Origin of the sequence: Marinobacter salarius (assembly GCF_032922745.1) — a bacterium.
Taxonomy (GTDB): Bacteria; Pseudomonadota; Gammaproteobacteria; order Pseudomonadales; family Oleiphilaceae; genus Marinobacter.
The window spans coordinates 4,265,732-4,284,072 of sequence record NZ_CP136693.1 but is presented as its reverse complement, the minus strand read 5'-3'; the positions used below and the strand labels follow the sequence as shown (position 1 = coordinate 4,284,072).

The window sequence follows — 18,341 nt, the reverse complement described above, 5'->3', positions numbered from 1 at the left end:
TTTTTTGGCATCATTTCAGCTCTGTCAGCTTTTTGTGAAGTGGTGAAATGTTCACCCCTTGAGCTACGAACCCCGTGATGCCGGAGGGTTTGCTTTCCCAGATAATCCGGGCTGCGGATTCTGTCGGGAAACGTCCAAATATGCAAGCCCCGGTTCCGGTTAATCTTGCAGGTCCGAATTGTGCAAGCCACTCCAGGCTTTGATGAACCTCAGGATACAGTCTTCGAACTACATCCTCACAGTCGTTTCGGTACCTCGAGGCGTCTCCCTCAAAAGCGGGCGCTATTTTGATTCCGGGGGTATCCCTTGTCAACCCTTGCTCGGAAAAAATCTCTTTGGTGCTTATATCGCAAGGTGGTTTTATAACCAGAAACCAGTCTTCTGGTGGGTTGGCGTCGGTGAGTCGTTCGCCCACGCCTTCGCCCCAGGCTGCATGTCCGCGAACGAATACGGGCACATCGGCACCCAGGGACAGGCCCAGTTCAGCCAACTCGTCCAGGGAGCGGTTCAGGCCCCACAGGCGGTTCAGCCCCACCAGTGTGGTGGCGGCATTGGAGCTGCCACCACCCAGGCCACCGCCCATGGGCAACTGCTTGTCGACTGCAATACTGACACCGGGAGTCGTATGACCTGCGGTTGCCGCCAGTTGTCGCGCAGCACGGACAATCAGGTTTTCCTCGTCGGGCACCCCGGGCAGGGATTGCTCAAGGACGATTCTGCCATCGGTGCGTGCGGTCAGGGTCAGGGTGTCGCCATAATTCAGAAACTGAAACAGGGTTTGCAGTTCATGGTAGCCATCCGGTCGACGCCCGAGAATATGCAGGAAGAGGTTCAGTTTTGCCGGGGAGGGCAGAACCAGGCTGTTCACCGGCTGTCTCCATCGGTCTGGTTCCAGCTGGTAACCACCACCCTCACGCGCTTCTCGCCCTTGACCGCCGTGATACGGGCGGGCAGATGAGGGTAGCCCTCTATGAATGCTTGCCAGCGGTCGTAGCGGATCTCCCAGCCCAGTTGGCGTATGACGGCCAGTTGACCCTTGTCGTCGAAGAACAGCCGGAAGTCCCCGTCAGGGCCGGGCAGGCCCCGTATCCACCAGGCCAGGCTGTCAATGGGGAGCAGCCAGCCGGTGGCGGCGTTGACCAGGGACTCCGGGTCGCCGGACTGGTAGCGCTCGCCGTTGGGAAGTGTGAGTTCGATGAACCCGGGAACGCCTTCAAGGGTAGTGCGGCCCATACCGAGGAACGATGATGACAGCGCCAGTTCGTACGTTTCCCGGTCCTGTTTCCAGTAGTTGATGACGGCGGTGCCGCTGTCCGAGGGCTGGCGAACGGCGAGTTTGCCGGTCAGTTCCCAGTGCTGAAGCTGGTCAAGTCGGGCACTGGTCTTGCGCCAGTCGGCCGGTGGCTGTTCAGTCAGGCCTTCGGGAAGTGGTTCAACTGTCAGTGAGCTACAGCCGCTCAGAACCAGGGCGGCGAACGTCAGCGCGATAACCGATAATTTCACAGGGACGGCTCCCCGGTCAGCCTTTCAACAGTTTCAGTCAGTATCGGGTGGTCCGGGTCCTGCTCGAAGCCTTCTCTCCAGATCGAGCGGGCCTGTTCCTGATTGCCGGTTTGCCAGAGCGCTTCGCCGTAATGAGCGGCTACTTCCGGGTCAGCGTAGGCCTCCCAGGCACGTGACAGATAGCTCAGTGACTCGTCGGTGTTGCCCTGCAGATACAGTACCCAGCCCATGCTATCGAGTATGGCAGGGTTCTCCGGATCGATGGCCAGGGCTCTCTCAATATAGTCCCTGGCTTCATCGAGTCGGTCCGTGCGGGTGGTAAGGATATAACCCAGCGCGTTGAGTGCCACGGCGTTGTCGGGCTGTTCCTCGATGATTGTTCTCAGATCGGCTTCGGCCTGCTCTGGCTTATCCATGGAGTCGAGCAGCATGGCACGGGCGTAGCGAATGCGGACATTGCCAGGGAAAGATTCCAAAGCTTCATTGGCCGCCTGGAGAGCTCGCTCATCATGGTCCCTATCCAGCAGGAGGTTGATTTCCAGCAGGCGGAAATTCTCTTCCTGTTCAGGGTTATTGTTCCGGATCTCGCGAATGTCGGCCAGGGCTTCGTCCAGCTCTCCCTGTTCCGCCATGAGTTCACTGGCACGGGCCAGGGCCGGGAAATAATAGTTACCTTTCTCGACATTTCTGTAGTAGCCGATGGCCTGCTCGTTTTCGTCTTCCTCATCGGCAATCCGCCCGAGGTAGTAATGAGCCTCATCACTATGATGGCCTTGTTCGATCAGGCGTGTCAGCTCTTCCTCGGCCAGTGCGATCTGATCGTTTTCAAGTGCGACCAGGGCGTGGGAGAGTCGCAGTCCGGGAACGTCGGGGAAGCGTTTGACCAGCCGTCGGAATTCGTTCTGGGCGGTTTGCAGTTCGCCTTCACCGATCAGCATGCGGCCATAGAGGGTTCCCATCTGGCGATTGTCTGGGAATTGCCGTGTATTCGCCCTCAGATGATCCAGGGCCTGTTGTTTCTGGTCGGTCTGGTAGAGCAGGTCGCCCTTGAGTATCAGTGCCGGCTGGAAATCCGGCTTGCTGTCCAGAAGGGGCTCCAGTTTGGCGAGGGCTTGCTGGGGCTCGCCCGTTACCTTCAGTAGAAGGGAAATGCTGTATTGCAGTTCCGGGTTGTCAGGGTGGCGCTGCTCCAGTTTCTGGTATAGGTCGAGCAGTTCCTGCTGTTGTTCCGGCGGCAGGTTGCCGGCCATCGCGGCCAGGCTGTCAAAATCCGCGTCGCCGCCCAGATCCATGATCTGTTCCATATGGCTCAGGGCGGTCTCCAGTTCGTTCTTTTTTACAGCCTGGATGGCGGAGATACGATGTGCCTGCATGTTGTCCGGAGCTACCTCCAGCCACAGCGCCGCCAATTGTTGCTGCGCGTTATCGGCGTTCAGTGACTGGGCAATGCGCATGGTCCGCTCAATCACGCCCAGGTCGCGGGATTGCTGTGCCGCCTTCATGTAATTGACAAGCGTGACGTCAAATCGACCCCGCTGGGCGGCTATCTCGCCGGAGAGCAGCAGGTACAGTTCTTCCGGCTCAAAATCGGCATAACGGATGTCCGGTGACGGTTCCGCGGATGATGCAGTGGCGTCATCAGGCGACGAGGTGGATTGCGATTCCTGGTTGTCCTGAAGAAAAGCGCAGCCGGACAGGGAAAGCCCAAGCAGGCAGGTACCAAGCAGTAATGCAGACTTATGCATGCAACATCCCATGATCTGTGTACGATGCACCTGATCGGCCGGAGAAGGGTCTGGCGGCGGTCTCAGATGTGGCGTAGTGCGACAAGGCTCTATGATGGCACAAGCGCTTGATATTGCCCAACCTGTCAGCAGTTGCCGATATCACGATGGTTATGGGTGGCGACACTGGCTCCCGATCGTTAAAATGGCGGTATCGAACCGTCGTCAAAGATAAGGCAGTCTAACCCCGATATGGCACTGGTCACCCTCGGAATCAATCATCGCACCGCACCGGTAGAGTTGCGTGAGCGCGTCGCGTTCACGCCCGAGCGTATGGCCGAGGCGTTTGCCGAACTGCGTGCCACTTCCGGCGCCAGCGAGGCGGCGATCCTGTCTACCTGCAACCGCACCGAACTGTATCTGGCCGGAGATGACGACTGTGCCCCGGCGGTATTGCAGTGGTTGGCGGGGTTTCATGACATGGAGGCGGCAGACCTGGAAGACGTGCTCTACGTACATCGGGACTCAGACGCCGTGCGCCACATCATGCGGGTTGCGTCGGGGCTGGACTCCATGGTGCTTGGAGAGCCGCAAATTCTCGGCCAGCTCAAGGACGCCTATGCCCTCGCTCGCGAGCATGAGGCGAGCGGTGCGTTCCTGTCCCGTCTGTTCGAACATACGTTCTCCGTTGCCAAGCGGGTGCGCACGCAGACTGCTATTGGCGAAAACCCGGTGTCGGTGGCCTACGCTGCGGTCAGCATGGCGCATCACATCTTTGCGGATATGTCCCGCAATCGGGCCTTGCTGATTGGCGCCGGCAAAACCATTGAGCTGGTCGCGAGGCATCTGGCCGACGCTGGCGTGAAAAATTTCCTGGTTGCCAATCGTACCCTGGAACGTGCCCAGGCGCTGGCGGACTCCCGTGGCGGGCAGGGCATTATGCTCTCCGACATTCCAGAACACCTGGCAAATGTGGACATCATCATTTCCTCCACTGCCAGCCCGTTGCCTATCCTTGGCAAGGGCGCCGTGGAGCGTGCGCTTAAAAAGCGCAAGCATCGCCCCTATTTCATGGTGGATATCGCCGTTCCCAGGGATATCGAACCCGAGGTGGGTTCCCTGGCTGATGTCTATCTCTATACCGTTGACGACTTGCGGCAGGTTATCGAGGAGAACGTTCGTTCCCGAGAGGGCGCCGCGCGGGAAGCCGAGAACATGGTTGCTGATGGCGTACAGCAGTTCCTGAGCCAGCTACGGGCCCTGGATGCTGTCTCCACCCTCAAGCAGTTCCGTCAGCGGGCCGAAGCCCTGAGAGACGGGGAGACCGAAAAGGCCATCCGCGCCCTGCGTAATGGCGCAGACCCCGAAACCGTGATGCGAAGCATGGCCCGGGGGTTGACCAACAAATTACTGCACGAGCCGTCCATCCAGGTCCGCAAGGCCACCACGGAGGGCAGAACCGAAGTCACTCAATGGCTCAGAGAGCTGCATCAGCTTGATGTGCTGGATGCCGACGCGCCCATCACCCCGGAAAAACTATGAAGTCATCGATTCAGTCCCGCCTCGAGCAGCTTGTTGACCGCTTCGAGGAAGTCAGCGCGTTGCTGAGCGATCAGGGTACTATTGCCAACCAGGATAAATTCCGCGACCTGTCCCGGGAATTTGCCGAGATTGAACCCATCGTTCACTGCTTCCAGGCATGGCAGAAATCCCGTGACGATGTTAAGGAAGCCACCGAACTGGCCCGCGACGGTGACGCCGACATGCGAGCCATGGCGGAAGAGGAGTTGGGCCTGGCGGAACAGAAGAGCGAGGAACTGGACGAAGAGCTCCAGCGCCTGATGCTGCCCAAGGACCCCAACGATGGCAAGAACGTATTCCTGGAGGTTCGTGCCGGCACTGGGGGCGATGAGGCGGCGATTTTCGCCGGTGACCTGTTCAAGATGTACATGCGTTATGCCGAACGCCAGCGTTGGCAGGTTGAGGTTATCAGCGCCAATGAGGGTGAGCATGGCGGCTACAAGGAAATCATTGCCCGCATTGCTGGTAGTGCAGTCTATGGGGCACTCAAGTTTGAATCCGGTGCCCACCGGGTACAGCGGGTGCCGGAGACCGAATCCCAGGGCCGAATTCACACCTCCGCCTGCACGGTGGCGGTGATGCCGGAGGCGGATGAAACCGAGGCCGTTGAAATCAACAAGTCCGACCTGCGGGTGGACACCTTCCGAGCCTCTGGCGCCGGTGGTCAGCACGTCAACAAGACTGATTCGGCGATTCGTATTACCCATATTCCCTCGGGCATTGTGGTGGAGTGTCAGGAAGAACGCTCCCAGCACAAGAATCGGGCCAAAGCGATGAGTTTCCTGGCATCGCGCCTCCAGAATGAGGAAATTGAACGCCAGCAGAAAACCATGGCGGCCACCCGCAAGAGCCTGGTGGGCAGTGGCGATCGCTCAGAGCGAATCCGCACCTATAACTTCCCCCAGGGGCGGGTGACCGACCACCGCATCAACCTGACGCTGTACAAGCTGGATGAGGTTATTTCCGGCGATCTTGATGCCGTCATCATGCCTTTGCAGCAGGAACACCAGGCCGATCTGTTGGCCTCCCTGGCTGATGATTGACAAACCCCTGGCCTGTGAGGCGTTGCTGACAGAAGCTGCCGGGCTTATTGGCGGTGATTCTCCGCGCCTCGATGCTGAGCTACTACTGGGTTATGTGACGGGTTGGTCCCGAACCACTTTCCGGGCCTGGCCCGAGCGTGAGGTGGACGCGGCCCTGGTTGCCCGCTTCAGAACCCTTGTGGAACGACGCTGTGAAGGCCACCCGATTGCACACCTGCTGGGCGAACAGGAATTCTGGTCACTCCCGCTGAAGGTCAATCCATCCACACTGATTCCCCGCCCGGATACTGAATGCCTGGTGGAGGCAGCGCTGGCGCTGGATTTACCGAGAAATGCCAATGTGCTGGATCTTGGTACCGGCACGGGTGCCATCGCACTGGCTTTGGCCAGCGAGCAACCCGGCTGGCGGGTTTCCGCCTGCGACGCCGTCCGGAAAGCTGTGGCTCTCGCAACCGACAACGCCGACCGGTTGGGCCTGCCGGTGACGGTGCGACAAAGCAACTGGTTCGAGGACTTACCATCAGTTGCTTTTGATCTCATCGTTTCCAATCCACCGTACATCGCAGGGAATGATGTCCACCTGGGAGAGGGCGATGTGCGCTTCGAGCCGGCGTCGGCCCTGGTGGCCGGCGATGACGGCCTTGACGATATCCGGCGGATAACCGCCGAAGCCCCCGCTTGGCTCTCGCTTGGGGGCTGGTTGATACTGGAACACGGCTATGAACAGGGAGCGGCTGTGCGGCAGCTTTTTACCGATGCGGGATTCACCTGTGTGGAAACCCGCCAGGACTACGGCCGGCGTGACCGCTTCACCCTTGGGAGAAAACAAGATGCTGAACGATGAGGAACTGCTGCGCTACAGTCGCCAGATCCTGATGCCCCGGTTTGATATCGCAGGCCAGGCCAAGCTCAAGTCCGCGAGAGTGCTGGTGGTCGGTGCTGGCGGTTTGGGTTGCCCAGTAGCCCTCTACCTCGGGGCCGCCGGGATTGGGCACATGACGCTGGTCGACGACGACCAGATCGAGATCGCCAATCTGCAGCGCCAGATCGCATTCGAACAGTCCGACCTGGGTGAATCCAAAGCCGAACATCTGGCTGACCGCGTTAGGCGCATAAACCCCGATGTGTCGGTGACAACCCTTACTGAACGCCTGGAAGGCGATGAACTTCAGCGGCAGGTAAACTCGGCGACCCTGGTGGTCGACTGCACCGACAACTTCAATACCCGCTTCGCCCTCAACCGCGCGTGTGTTGCTGCCCGCGTCCCACTGGTATCTGGCGCAGCCATTCGTGGGGAAGGGCAACTGTCGGTTTATGACGTCCGCGATGACAGCAGTCCCTGCTATCACTGCCTTTACCCGGAGCAGGGCAACGAAGACCTCACCTGTTCAGAAGCCGGTGTTATCGGCCCCCTCGTTGGTATGATAGGCGCTTCCCAGGCAATGGAAGCCGTAAAAGTCATCACCGGTGTCGGCAAACCGTTGATAGGCCGTCTGCTCATTCTGGATGCCTGGCAAATGGAATGGCGGGAAATGAAACTCGCCAGAGATCCAGGTTGTCCTGTCTGCAAAAGCAGAGAGTCAGCATAAGGCCGGGTGGGGGGGAGGTTCTGCCAAAACCGTGCGGAGCCATGGATGGCGGAGCCGAGCGTACACGGACGTATTCACAGCGTGTTTGGGCAGAACCTCCCCCCCCAGCCGGCCGTTTCCTCCCGACGCCGAAGCCGGCGCTTTAATTTTTCAGGGCCTGAAACTTTGAAATTGCCTCTTTCCTGCTTTCTTTCAGGTCAACGATAGGTCGTGGATACCCACCGGGAATCACGCCACCGGCCCAGGGTTGGTGAATCCGCTTATTGTCCAGCTTTGCGATCTCGGGAACGTATTTGCGGATGAATTCGCCATCCGGATCAAACCGCTCACTCTGAGTGGCCGGATTGAATACCCGGAAATACGGCGCCGCATCGGTGCCGGTGGAGGCGCTCCACTGCCAGCCGCCGTTATTGGAGGCCAGGAAGCCGTCCACCAGTTTTGACATGAAATAGGCCTCACCCAGTCGCCAGTCGATGAACAGGTTTTTGGTGAGAAACATCGCCGTGATCATGCGCAGCCGGTTGTGCATCCAGCCGGTCTGGTTCAGCTGGCGCATGGCGGCGTCGACAATGGGGATGCCGGTGTTGCCCGATTTCCAGGCTTCGAAGTTCTCGCCGGGTGTATTCCATTGCAGGGCCTCGGTCTCCGGTTTGAACGCCCGGTGCATGCTAATCCTGGGGTAGTGGTAAAGGATATTGATGTAGAAATCCCGCCAGGCAATTTCGTTGGTCCAGGTGGCCAGGCCTTCCTGGTTGCCTCCCATACCTTGCTGCTGGCGGGCGGCAATCAGGCACTGTTTGCCGGAAAGCACCCCGTTGGCCAGGTAAGGGGAGAGCAGGCTGGTACCATCTACGGATGGCAGGTCGCGCAGATCCTTATAGTCCCCGCCGTGGTCGTCGAGGAACTGTTCCAGTTGCCGGTGGGCGGCGTCCTCGCCGGTTTCAACAAGCCGGGGTGGTGGATTATCGAAGCATTTTGGCAGGCCTTCATAATAAAGAGGCTTAACAGGCTCGCCGACGGGCTTGGGAACAGGAAAGAGGGTTGGCTGCGCCTCATCAACCCAGCTTCGCCACCGACGGGAAAACGGGGTGAACACGGAATAGGGCTCACCCTGTTGAGTAAGGATGGTGCCAACAGGCGCTACCGTCTGGTCCCGGTATTTATTCACCGCCACGCCAATATCATCAAGGGTGTGTTTTACGGCCTTGTCGCGGCGCCTTTCGTTAACTCCGTATTCCTCATTGAAATGCACATGCCGGATACTCTCGCGCCGGCAGAATTTTTCCAGTTTTTCAACGCTCTCGGCGAACGTGGTTGCGGTCATGAATGATAGGGGTATGCCTAATTTCGCCAGTTCTTCCGACAGCGCATTGGCGTGGTCCAGCACAAATTGAACCCGCGCCGGAGACCAATCATGCTCCTGCCACTGAGCCGGGGTTACGATAAAACAGGCCTGCACCGGTTGCTGTTGCTTGCAGGCTGCCGTAAGGGCAGCGTTGTCGGCAACGCGCAGGTCGTTTCGGAACCATACGAGCTGAGTCATTGAGCTTCCTGAGTTTGATGGCGGATCGACAGTTACGGATGGATATTCGCTGGAACGTGCTGATTGGATTATAGTTAATGGAAGAATTTATGGACAAAGGGCCGGAATGACGACGAGTCTGGACACACAGCGAACGATGCAGGATGGCCACTGGGCAACGCCTTACACATTGGAACCCGGGCAGACGCAATACCACGAACTCAGCCACACCCGAATCTGGATAACCCTGCTGGATCAGGAATGGCTGATCCGCTACCAGCGTATGCCCGAAGACGACAATCAGGAGCGTTGGCAGCAAAGGGTAACCCACACGCTACCCGATGCGGATCTGGAGGTTCATCGGTTCGTACGGCCGGATGATGGCAGTCAGGTTTGCTACCTGCCAGCGATGTCCAGCCTTGCTACGGTGATACGTCCCTATCAGCCGCTGACCATCCCCGCCGAGAGTGAGTGCACCATTTACGTGGGCACCCTCCTGTGGATGCGAATCCAGGCTGGAAGCAAAGGCACGCACCTGATGGAACTGCCGCTGGCAGATCCGTCGTTGACCTGGGTGGGAAGAACCACCATGGAAGGCGAGCTGTGCTACTCCGCCGCCACGTTTGCGCGCCTGGTGCTCGAAGCTGTGCCCAAACGTCCCTGGCGGGCGATTACCCCGGTGCGGATCGTCAATGAACGACAGGAACCGCTGTTGCTGGAGCGGTTCAATCTGCCCACCCCGTTGCTGTCCCTTCATCGCAATGACAAGGGGCAGCTATGGACACCGCGTGTGACGGTGACCTGCGAAACCGATATGAACTCAGCACGCCTGAAGATTGACCAGTCGCTTATTGCTGCTGCCGGGCAGTGCGAGCTTATTTCGCCGGCGCGGGAACAAACCTCCCGTGGCGGGTTGGTACGAGCCTACGACCGTATATTTGGCTGATATCATCGGCCAATTGTCGACATCGAATCCGTAAACGGAGTTACCTCCTTGATTGAGCAGTTTGAAAGCAGCCTGATGCAGTTTTTTGGTGCCATTGCCTGGGGCAAGTGGATCAGCACCCTGTTCCTGTTGATTCTTGGCATTGTGCTGGCTTCATTTGCGGCCCGTGGAGTTACCCGCTTCATGGAGGACCGTGCGTCACGGCACCACACGGTGATGTTGAGGCGGCTGGTTTTCTACATCGTGCTGGCCATATTCTTCGTCGCCGCCTTGCGTGAAGCCGGCTTCTCTCTCGACGTGGTGCTCGGTGCCGCCGGTATACTGACGGTTGCTATTGGTTTCGCCTCCCAGACGTCCGCCTCCAATATGATCAGCGGTCTGTTCCTGCTGGTGGAGAAGCCATTTGAAATAGGTAACTTTATTGAAGTGGAGAACACCATTGGCGAGGTGGTTTCCATTGATATGCTAAGTGTGAAGTTGCGCACGCCGGACAACCTGTATGTGCGTATTCCCAATGAAACCCTGATCAAGACCCGCGTGGTCAATCGCTCACGCTTTCCCATCCGTCGTATGGACCTGACGGTGGGCATCGCCTACGCGGAGGATGTGGAGCGCGTTGAAAAACTGCTTCTTGCGCTGGCGAGACAGAACAGTGTGAGTCTGGAAGAGCCGAAGGCGTTTGTACTGGTCACTGGGTTTGGTCCATCCTCAGTGGACCTGCAATTCTCTTTCTGGGTACCCAGTAACAAAGTGTTGGAGGGGCGTAGCCAGATGATGGTGGCCATCAAGAAAACGCTTGATGAGGAGGGCGTTGAAATACCTTTCCCCCATACGAGCATTTATGCCGGAAGCCATTCCGAGCCCTTCCGGGTGGAGCTGCTTCGGCCGGAAACCACAACCAACAAGGGAGGCCCGGATGCCGACCAGAATGGATGATGCCTCGAAAGCCGGCCCGGTGCCGGACACAGACGGAAAGCTGGCATTGGGCTGGCGCGAGTGGATTGCGTTGCCGGAGTTCGACATTTCCCGGATCAAGGCAAAAGTGGACACTGGTGCCCGCACTTCATGCCTGCACACGTTTCGAACAGAACCATACACAGAGAGTGGCCGGCGTCGGGTCCGCTTCTGGGTCCACCCCGTTCAGAACGATTTGCATCATGTGGTCGAGTGCGACGCGGCGGTGTTGGATGAACGCAATGTCTCGGACTCCGGTGGCCATAAAGAACTGCGCCTGGTGATCGAGACTCGGCTGGTGCTTGGCAACATCGAGTGGCCCATCGAAATGACATTGACCAATCGTGACTCCATGCGTTTCCGTATGCTGCTTGGTCGAACCGCAATGGCCGGGCGCGCCATTGTCCTCCCTGAATGTTCCTATCTTGCCGGTGAGCCGGCCCTAAGGACAAGATAATGAAGATTGCGATTCTGTCGCGTAACCGTCATCTCTACTCAACACGTCGGCTGATAGAGGAAGGAATCAACCGGGGCCATGAAGTGAAGGTGATCGACTGCCTGCACTGCTCCATGAACATCACGTCCGCCGACCCTCGCATTCACTACCACGAGGAAGTTCTGGAAGATTTTGATGTGGTGGTCCCCCGTATTGGCGCGTCTGTGACCTTCTACGGGACGGCCGTATTGCGGCAATTCGAGATGATGGGCGTTTTCCCCGTCAATGAGTCCGTAGCCATTACCCGCTCACGGGACAAGCTGCGCTCATTGCAGTTGTTGGCCCGTAAGGGCGTTGGCATGCCGGTGACCGGCTTCGCCAACAAGCCGGACAACGTGCCGGAACTGCTGCAGATGGTGGGCGGTGCTCCCGTCGTTATTAAATTGCTGCAGGGCACCCAGGGCATTGGCGTGGTGCTGGCCGAAACCCGCAAAGCGGCGGAAAGCGTCATTGAGGCTTTCATGGGCCTGAAAGCGGACATCCTCGTGCAGGAATTCATCAAGGAAGCCGGTGGCGCCGATATCCGCTGTTTCGTGATTGGTGACAAGGTGATTGCAGCGATGAAGCGCCAGGGTGGGGAAGGCGAGTTCCGTTCCAACCTGCATCGGGGCGGTACAGCTTCACTGGTGAGGATAACCCCCGAGGAGCGCAGAACGGCCATCACGGCGGCAAAGTCCATGGGCCTGAACGTGGCGGGTGTGGATCTGCTGCGTTCCAGCCGTGGGCCTTTGGTGATGGAAGTGAACTCGTCACCGGGCCTGGAAGGCATTGAGAATGCCACCAACAAAAACGTGGCTGGCATGATCATCAACTGGACCGAGAAAAACCAGAAGCCCTGGAAAACCCGCACCAAGGGGAGGGGCTGATATGGCTGCCAGGGCTCCGTTTGTTATCGCTGGCCATGAAATCAAGGCGGGCACTCGACAAACCGTGGAAGTCCCGGTGGCGAAACTTTATACCCACACGCCACTGCATATTCCCGTTGAAGTGGTTCATGGGCGTCGGAGCGGGCCTGTACTCATGGTCTGCGGAGCGATACACGGGGATGAAATCAACGGCGTCGAGATTGTGCGCCGCGTGTTGACCAACTCTGCACTGCGGCATTTGCGGGGGACGTTGGTGGCGGTCCCCATCGTGAATATTTTCGGGTTTGTCCAGCGCACCCGTTACCTTCCGGATCGCCGCGATTTGAACCGCTGCTTCCCGGGCAGTGAGACCGGCTCCCTCGGTGGTCGCATCGCTTACCTGTTGCGCACTCAGATCATGGAGAATGTCTCCCACATTATTGACCTGCATACGGGCGCCATACACCGGTTCAATTTGCCGCAGATTCGCGCGGAGCTCAAAAATCCGGAAACCATCCGTATGGCTGAGGCCTTTGGTGCGCCCATCATCATCAACGCCAGCCTGCGAGAGGGCAGCCTTCGCGCCTATGCTGACTCCCAGGATATTCCGGTGGTCACCTTCGAGGGCGGGGAGGCCCTGCGATTTGACGATGTGGTGATTTCCAGCGGCGTGAAAGGAGTCATCCGGGTGATGCGGGAACTGGAGATGATTCCTGCCAAGAAAGGCCCCAAGGCCCCCCGGAAACGCTCGGAAACGGCTGCAAACTCGCAGTGGGTGCGCACGGACACCGATGGCATCATGCGTCCGGTTGCCAGTCTCGGCCAAAAAGTCCGTAAAGGCCAGAGGCTGGCTATGGTGGCTGACCCGTTCGGCGAGTCGGAAACCGCCGTGACATCACCCTGTTCCGGCATTGTTATTTGTGTGAATAACCTGCCGCTGGTAAACGAGGGCGAGGCGATCTACCACATTGCCCGGTTTGACGAGCTCAGCGAGGCGGAGAAGGCGATGGACTATTTCCGCAGCAGCTATGAAGGGGATGTGGGCGAAGATGTAGTGCCCGTCCATCCCTGGGACGACCGGCAGAAATAGAAGCGAGGTTGGACATGATCTGGGATCAGACCTTTATCGAGCTAAAGCCCCAGCCCAGGGGCTTTCACCTGGTGACCAGTGAAATCCTGGCCCAGGCGCCGGCCCTGCAGAACTGCCAGGTGGGGCTGCTGCACCTGTTTATTCAACACACCTCCGCCTCCCTGGCCATTAACGAGAACGCCGACCCGGACGTGCGCGGCGATCTGGAGCGCCATTTTAATGTGATGGTGCCAGAGAACGCGCCCCATTATGAGCACACCATGGAAGGCCCGGACGACATGCCGGCTCATATTAAGAGTATTCTGGTAGGCCCTTCGCTCACTGTTCCCGTGAACGACGGACATCTTGCCCTGGGCACCTGGCAGGGGATCTATCTTTGTGAACATCGGAATCGGGCCAGCGGTAGACGGGTCGTAGCAACTTTGCAGGGACGGTGGTAAGCGCTTGCTGCCACATAATAAAGTGGCTGGATAAAGTGGCTGGGTGGTTCGCCCTTGTAAACCATGCATCACGGGCGTCTTTCTCTGTAGGCACCCTGAAACGGGAATCAATGTATGCAAATACTCAACCCTGAAATCGTCGCCGAAAACCTGCCCTGGAATGCGCTTGTCGACCAGTTGGAAAGTGCTTTCGCTGGCGGCATCGTAACACCACCTCGCCACCATCATGCTGTTGAGCGTCAGGATGGGGAGGCTACGATGCTGCTGATGCCGGCCTGGGAAGATCAGGGCAAACAGCCGGGCTATCTTGGTGTGAAGATGGTGAACGTTTTCCCCCAGAATGCGAATCGCGGCATGCCCGCGATCAGCGGCGTCTACCTGCTGAGTGACGGCGCCACGGGCCAGCCCCTGGCCTGTATCGATGGCAGTGAACTGACTCGCCGCCGCACTGCCGCGGCCTCCGCTCTGGCTGCCCGCTATCTGGCCCGTGAAGATGCCGAGACCCTGGTTGTCGTGGGCACCGGCAAGCTGGCGCCAATGTTGATTGAAGCCCATGCGTCAGTGCGGCCGATTCGCCGGGTCGTGGTGTACGGTCGCAACCTGAGCAAAGCGGAGGACCTGGCCCGGTCGTACTCGGGTTACAACAAAGGGCAGGTGGCGTTTGAGTCTGTCACCGCCACCGACAACCTGGCCTCGGTGGTTCCAGAGGCGGATATCGTCAGCGCGGCGACGCTCTCAACCCAGCCCATGATTCAGGGTGAATGGCTGAAACCCGGAACGCATCTGGATCTGGTTGGGGCATTCCGAAAGAATATGCGGGAGACCGACAGCGAATGCGTTGCTCGCTCTGATGTCTTTGTTGATTCCTATGCAGGCGCAAAAGGCGAAGCAGGGGACCTGCACTTTGCTGTGAAAGACGGCGTTTTTGCCATGGACAAGATTCAGGCGGAGTTGTCTGAACTGGCAAGTGGTACCCATGCTGGCCGCAACAGTGATGATGCCATTACCCTGTTCAAATCCGTGGGTGTTTCGCTGGAAGATCTGGCTGCGGCGATCCTGGTTTGGGAGAACTATTCGAGTTCCAGTAAACAGGGTAAAGCCTGATCACACGGTTTTTGTCGTGCAATATGGGTGGATCTCCACCCATTACCTTCCTGGAAATGGGTGGAATGTTACGCGCTACTGCTTGATCTGCCCCGGCTTTATTTTTGAAATATAAGTAAGATCAATTAGTTGCCGTATCTGGCCTGCTAGTTGCTCTTGTTCGTTGCTGTAAGTGTCCAACCGGAACCTGCTGGGCTCCGTTCTAGCACCCAACAAACACAACGAAACGGGAGCATCCTCTATGAAAACCCAATCCGTCTTTGCCGTGGCATTTGTCTCAACGTTTGCCGCCACCAGTCCCGCCATCGCTCAGGACCGGTCTGATTGGCCGGATAACTTCACGGTCGGTACCGCAAGTCAGGGGGGAACCTACTTTGCGTATGGGTCCGGATGGGCAAACTTTGTCGCCGAGAACCTGGGCGTATCCGGTGGTGCTGAAATTACCGGTGGCCCGATGCAGAATATGGCGCTGGTTCATACTGGCGATCTGAAGTTCGGGCTGACCACCATGGGGCCGGCGCAGGAGTCCATCGACGGTAACAGCCCACTGGCGCCGGGCATGAAAATGGACAATGTGTGCGCGATGTTTCCCATGTATGAAACGCCGTTTTCCGTCACCGCACTTTCCAGTTCCGGCATTACGTTTATCTCTGATATTCCCGATGGCGCCACCATCGGATTCGGGCCGGCCGGCTCCACATCCGACACCTATTTCCCCCGCATAATGGAAACCCTGGGCGTCGATTTCGAGCGCCGTAACGGTAGCTGGTCTGACTTGGGCGGGCAGTTGCAGGATGGCCTGATTGACGTGGTGGCCTTTGCCGCCGGTATTCCTATCCCGGCCGTCAGCCAACTGGAAGTGCAGACCGATGTGACCATCATCGGCATGACGGATGAAGAGGCCAAGAAGGTGACTGTGAATTTCCCGGTCTCGGAATTCACCATTCCAGCGAGCACCTACCAGTCCCTGAATGAGCCGTCCCGCGTGGTCTCCATGTGGAACTTCGCCATGGTCAACTGCGACATGCCGGAGAGCTTTGTGTATGAAATTACCAAGCTGACCATGGAGAACAACGAAAAGATGGTGTCCATCCACAAGGCCGCCAAAAACTCCGTTCCGGAAAACTACACGAAGAACAACGTCTTGTCCTGGCATCCCGGTGCAGCTCGTTGGTTCAACGAAAACGGCTACACGATCGAAGACAGCATGATCAATCAGTAACCATCGTGTGTGATGGAGGGCTACGGTGGTGGCCCTCCTGAGCAAAGCCGGCAAACCGCCGGCCCCGTTTTCCCGTGAGCAGGGTCTATCATGACTGACAAACAACACCCCGAAGAACATCCGGTGAACGACATCGGCGATGACCACGTCCTGGCCCACGATGTCGATGAAGAGCCGGTCGAGGCCAATCGCCGCCTGTTTGAAGGCGGAATGCTGAAGTTCGTGACGTTACTGGCCATTGCCTACTCCTCGTTTCATCTATACAGCTTGAACATTGCGCCGCTGGAAACCTGGTCTTTCCGGATAGTGCATATTGCGGGGTCGCTGGTGCTGGGCTTCATCCTGTTTGCCGGTGCCCGTTTTGTCTCCGCGGAAGAAGGTCCCGCACGCCATCGCTGGACAACCTGGATCGGTGCCGTGGCCCTGGTGCCGGCCGTATACGCGCTGTACCAGACATTTTCATTCCACCAGATGATCCTGGATGGCACCCAGAGAGTACCAGTTGACCTCGAAACCTGGCATTTCGGCTGGCCGCTGTTGGTCGCCAGTGCGATCGGTATCGTGATGAGCTGGTTTCACCAGCGTGAGCGCTCCCGCTTCAGTGTGCCGGATCTGGTGCTGATTGTGTGTTCGGTGGCGGTCGCCGCCTATTTCCTGGTGGTTTATAACACCTCCATGCGCATGTCCACGGGCACCTCGTTTGCGCCGGTCGGCATTTCATTTGCGGCCATTGCCGGCACGGCGCTGATCATGGAGCTGACTCGTCGGGTGGCAGGTCTGGCCCTGGTGATTATCGGGCTGGTCTTCCTGGTGTATGTCTTTCTGGGGCCCTATCTGCCTGGCTTCCTGGGGTATCCGGGGCTGTCGGTCCAGCGCTTTTTCAGCCAGGTGTATACCGACGCCGGTATTCTTGGCCCAACCACCGCCGTGTCGTCGACCTATATCATTCTGTTTATCGTCTTTGCCGCCTTCCTGCAGGCGTCAAAGGTGGGCGATTATTTCGTGAATTTCGCCTTCGCCGCGGCGGGCCGCACTCGGGGTGGCCCGGCCAAGGTGTCGATTTTTGCTTCCGGCCTGATGGGTATGATCAACGGAACCAGCGCCGGTAATGTGGTTTCCACCGGCTCCCTGACCATTCCGCTGATGAAAAAGGTGGGTTACAGCAAACGGTCGGCCGGTGCCGTGGAAGCGGCGGCCTCTACCGGTGGGCAGATCATGCCACCGATTATGGGGGCGGGCGCCTTCATCATGGCTGAGATCACCGGTATTCCCTACACAGAGATTGCTATTGCGGCGATCATCCCGGCCATCCTTTATTTCGCCTCGGTCTATTTCATGGTGGACTTTGAGGCGGCGAAGACCGGCATGCGTGGCATGCGCGAGGATGAGCTGCCCAAGCTCAAGACCATGGTGAAGCAGTGCTACCTGTTTGTGCCCATTATTATCCTGATTGTGGCGCTTTTCATGGGCTACTCAGTGATCCGGGCCGGTACGCTTGCCACCGTGTCTGCCGCTGTTGTCAGTTGGTTCTCGCCCAACAAAATGGGCATACGGAAGATCCTTGAGGCGCTGGAAATTGCGTCGTACATGGCCATCCAGATCATTGTGGTATGTGCGGCGGCCGGTGTGATTGTGGGCGTTATTTCCCTGACCGGTGTTGGAGCGCGGTTCTCCGTGTTGCTGCTGGACGTGGCCGAGGCCAGCCAATTGCTGGCGCTGATCTTCGCCATGTTCATCTCCATCCTGTTGGGTATGGGCATGCCAACCACAGCCGCATACGCAGTTGCCGCGTCGGTGGTCGCCCCGGGCCTGGTTCAGTTGGGCATCGAGCCGCTTACAGCGCACTTCTTCGTGTTCTATTTTGCGGTGGTGTCAGCCATTACCCCGCCGGTTGCACTGGCCTCCTATGCAGCTGCCGGGATTTCGGGCGCCAATGCGATGGAGACCTCCGTGGCCTCGTTCCGAATTGGTATTGCGGCGTTCATCGTGCCATTCATGTTTTTCTACAACGGCGCCTTGCTGATGGATGCCGGCTGGTTTGATATCGCCCGCGCACTGATCACCGCTCTGTTCGGAGTGTATATGCTGTCCGGTGGTGTGCTGGGCTGGTTTGCACGGGCCTCCGCCGGTGTGATCACCCGTCTTCTGCTGATCGGAGCGGCGTTGCTGATGATCGAAGGCGGTTTATGGACAGACCTCAGCGGTATTGCTCTGGCGGTGGTTGCGTTCCTGGCGCAGCGTCAGAGCAAACTGCGTCCGGCGAGCACCTGAACAGCAGCGGC

17 protein-coding genes are annotated in these 18,341 nt (G+C 58.2%); 13 read left to right on the top strand and 4 right to left on the bottom strand.

Annotated elements, in window-relative coordinates; translation table 11 throughout:
* Positions 1 to 10: 10 nt before the first annotated feature.
* The 3 genes from ispE to R1T46_RS19915 are packed head-to-tail and all read right to left on the bottom strand — an operon-like array spanning position 11 to position 3,248.
* The gene (ispE, locus tag R1T46_RS19925; protein ID WP_213479486.1) at positions 11 to 868 is read right to left on the bottom strand and encodes a 4-(cytidine 5'-diphospho)-2-C-methyl-D-erythritol kinase; all 858 of its coding nucleotides are present in this window, start codon (positions 866 to 868) and stop codon (positions 11 to 13) included.
* The gene (gene lolB / locus R1T46_RS19920) at positions 865 to 1,503 is read right to left on the bottom strand and encodes a lipoprotein insertase outer membrane protein LolB (RefSeq protein WP_036204017.1); all 639 of its coding nucleotides are present in this window, start codon (positions 1,501 to 1,503) and stop codon (positions 865 to 867) included. The genes ispE and lolB overlap by 4 nt, the downstream gene beginning before the upstream one ends.
* On the bottom strand, positions 1,500 to 3,248 hold the full coding sequence (locus R1T46_RS19915; protein WP_317306758.1) for a tetratricopeptide repeat protein: 1,749 nt from the start codon (positions 3,246 to 3,248) through the stop codon (positions 1,500 to 1,502). Before R1T46_RS19915 ends, lolB begins: the two co-directional genes overlap by 4 nt.
* 231 nt (positions 3,249 to 3,479) lie before the next feature.
* Between R1T46_RS19915 and hemA the strand changes: the two genes are divergently transcribed.
* The 4 genes from hemA to R1T46_RS19895 are packed head-to-tail and all read left to right on the top strand — an operon-like array spanning position 3,480 to position 7,440.
* Positions 3,480 to 4,769: a glutamyl-tRNA reductase gene (gene hemA, locus R1T46_RS19910; RefSeq protein WP_091644357.1), complete on the top strand. Its 1,290-nt coding sequence runs from the start codon at positions 3,480 to 3,482 to the stop codon at positions 4,767 to 4,769.
* Complete coding sequence (gene prfA / locus R1T46_RS19905) at positions 4,766 to 5,851, top strand: peptide chain release factor 1 (protein WP_288354001.1); 1,086 nt, start codon at positions 4,766 to 4,768, stop codon at positions 5,849 to 5,851. The genes hemA and prfA overlap by 4 nt, the downstream gene beginning before the upstream one ends.
* Complete coding sequence (gene prmC / locus R1T46_RS19900; RefSeq protein ID WP_288354000.1) at positions 5,844 to 6,695, top strand: peptide chain release factor N(5)-glutamine methyltransferase; 852 nt, start codon at positions 5,844 to 5,846, stop codon at positions 6,693 to 6,695. Before prfA ends, prmC begins: the two co-directional genes overlap by 8 nt.
* The gene (locus R1T46_RS19895; RefSeq protein WP_317306756.1) at positions 6,682 to 7,440 is read left to right on the top strand and encodes a molybdopterin-synthase adenylyltransferase MoeB; all 759 of its coding nucleotides are present in this window, start codon (positions 6,682 to 6,684) and stop codon (positions 7,438 to 7,440) included. Before prmC ends, R1T46_RS19895 begins: the two co-directional genes overlap by 14 nt.
* 142 nt (positions 7,441 to 7,582) lie before the next feature.
* On the opposite strand, the gene phrB is transcribed toward R1T46_RS19895, so the two are convergent.
* Positions 7,583 to 8,983, bottom strand: coding sequence for a deoxyribodipyrimidine photo-lyase (gene phrB, locus R1T46_RS19890; RefSeq protein WP_317306755.1), 1,401 nt, complete (start codon positions 8,981 to 8,983; stop codon positions 7,583 to 7,585).
* A 106-nt stretch (positions 8,984 to 9,089) separates the two neighbouring features.
* Between phrB and R1T46_RS19885 the strand changes: the two genes are divergently transcribed.
* The 9 genes from R1T46_RS19885 to R1T46_RS19845 all read left to right on the top strand — a co-directional run bounded on the left by R1T46_RS19885 (position 9,090) and on the right by R1T46_RS19845 (position 18,330).
* Positions 9,090 to 9,908 carry a hypothetical protein gene (locus tag R1T46_RS19885; RefSeq protein WP_036204032.1) on the top strand — a complete coding sequence of 273 codons (819 nt, stop codon included), beginning with the start codon at positions 9,090 to 9,092 and terminating at the stop codon, positions 9,906 to 9,908.
* Between the two features lie 75 nt (positions 9,909 to 9,983).
* A complete protein-coding gene (locus tag R1T46_RS19880) occupies positions 9,984 to 10,844 on the top strand; it encodes a mechanosensitive ion channel family protein (protein WP_317308344.1) in 861 nt (286 codons plus the stop codon).
* Positions 10,837 to 11,319 carry an ATP-dependent zinc protease gene (locus tag R1T46_RS19875; protein ID WP_317308343.1) on the top strand — a complete coding sequence of 161 codons (483 nt, stop codon included), beginning with the start codon at positions 10,837 to 10,839 and terminating at the stop codon, positions 11,317 to 11,319. Before R1T46_RS19880 ends, R1T46_RS19875 begins: the two co-directional genes overlap by 8 nt.
* Complete coding sequence (gene rimK, locus R1T46_RS19870; protein ID WP_126810520.1) at positions 11,319 to 12,224, top strand: 30S ribosomal protein S6--L-glutamate ligase; 906 nt, start codon at positions 11,319 to 11,321, stop codon at positions 12,222 to 12,224. Before R1T46_RS19875 ends, rimK begins: the two co-directional genes overlap by 1 nt.
* Before the next feature lies 1 nt (position 12,225).
* Positions 12,226 to 13,293 (top strand): M14 family metallopeptidase, encoded by a 1,068-nt coding sequence (locus tag R1T46_RS19865; RefSeq protein ID WP_317306752.1) that lies wholly within the window; start codon positions 12,226 to 12,228, stop codon positions 13,291 to 13,293.
* A 14-nt stretch (positions 13,294 to 13,307) separates the two neighbouring features.
* Complete coding sequence (locus tag R1T46_RS19860; protein WP_126810518.1) at positions 13,308 to 13,733, top strand: secondary thiamine-phosphate synthase enzyme YjbQ; 426 nt, start codon at positions 13,308 to 13,310, stop codon at positions 13,731 to 13,733.
* Between the two features lie 114 nt (positions 13,734 to 13,847).
* On the top strand, positions 13,848 to 14,837 hold the full coding sequence (locus R1T46_RS19855) for an ornithine cyclodeaminase family protein (RefSeq protein ID WP_317306749.1): 990 nt from the start codon (positions 13,848 to 13,850) through the stop codon (positions 14,835 to 14,837).
* Between the two features lie 241 nt (positions 14,838 to 15,078).
* Complete coding sequence (locus tag R1T46_RS19850) at positions 15,079 to 16,059, top strand: TAXI family TRAP transporter solute-binding subunit (protein ID WP_317306748.1); 981 nt, start codon at positions 15,079 to 15,081, stop codon at positions 16,057 to 16,059.
* Between the two features lie 90 nt (positions 16,060 to 16,149).
* Complete coding sequence (locus R1T46_RS19845) at positions 16,150 to 18,330, top strand: TRAP transporter permease (protein ID WP_317306747.1); 2,181 nt, start codon at positions 16,150 to 16,152, stop codon at positions 18,328 to 18,330.
* Positions 18,331 to 18,341: the final 11 nt, after the last annotated feature.